This is a genomic window from Pseudoalteromonas sp. S1727 (assembly GCF_005886375.1).
GTDB lineage: Bacteria > Pseudomonadota > Gammaproteobacteria > Enterobacterales > Alteromonadaceae > Pseudoalteromonas > Pseudoalteromonas haloplanktis.
Map to the genome: position 1 here is coordinate 1 of NZ_PNDT01000143.1, position 975 is coordinate 975.

General features: G+C 43.6%; 1 protein-coding gene. It reads right to left on the bottom strand.

The window, feature by feature from the left end; all coding sequences use genetic code 11:
• Positions 1–113: 113 nt before the first annotated feature.
• A complete protein-coding gene (gene trmJ, locus CWB85_RS20895) occupies positions 114–836 on the bottom strand; it encodes a tRNA (cytosine(32)/uridine(32)-2'-O)-methyltransferase TrmJ (protein WP_138555933.1) in 723 nt (240 codons plus the stop codon).
• Between the last annotated feature and the right edge of the window lie 139 nt (positions 837–975).

Consider the following 975-nt stretch of genomic DNA (forward strand, 5'->3'; position numbering starts at 1 on the left):
TATCAGCTATCAGCTATCAGCCAGAACTTCAATACCCGACTGTTTTGGTCAAGTATTGTGTTCATTGTAATTACCTGAGTAATTTAGTCAAGTATTAGTCTTATAACTTTCGCTTATTTAGTAGACTTATTTATTGAGGTCAAAATACCGCGTAAGATATTCAGCTCAGCATCTTCAGGACGTGCGCGGTTAAACAACCGACGTAGCTTGGTCATTACCATGCCTGGGTGCTGCTTGATGATAAAACCGGTGTCAAAGAGGGTTTTTTCTAAATGCTCGTAAAATAGCTCTGTTTGTTTTGAGCTTGGGTAAACGGCATCATCTTCTTGATTTGCTTTTGGCTGCTGAGTTAAAAATGCCATGCGTGTTTCATAACATAACGTTTGTACTGCCATCGCCAAATTCAATGAGCTATATTCAGGGTTGGCTGGAATGCATACATGATAATTGCACAATTGCAGCTCTTCGTTTGTCAAGCCACTGTTTTCACGGCCAAACACTAAGGCTACAGGGCCATTGGCGGCTTCATTTACTAATTTTTCACCACATTCACGGGGCTCAACCATAGGCCATGATAAAGTGCGTGAACGTGCACTGGTACCAATCGTTAGCGCGCAATCGGCAATAGCATCCGCCACAGTATCGACTATCACTGCATTACCAAGCACATCAGTAGCACCTGCTGCTAATGCGCTTGCGTGGCTGTCTATTTCACACGCAGGATCAACTAAATAGAGTTTTGATAAACCCATGGTTTTCATCGCTCGCGCGGCAGAACCAATATTGCCCGAATGCGAGGTATTTACTAAAACAATACGGATGTCATCTAAGATCATTGCTGTGCTACTTTAACCCATACAAAAAATTGCGCGGATTATAACACAGCTATCAGCTATCAGCTATCAGCTATCAGCTATCAGATCAGGCTGACGGCTGACGGCTGACGGCTGACGGCTGACGGCTGACGGAAAAAAT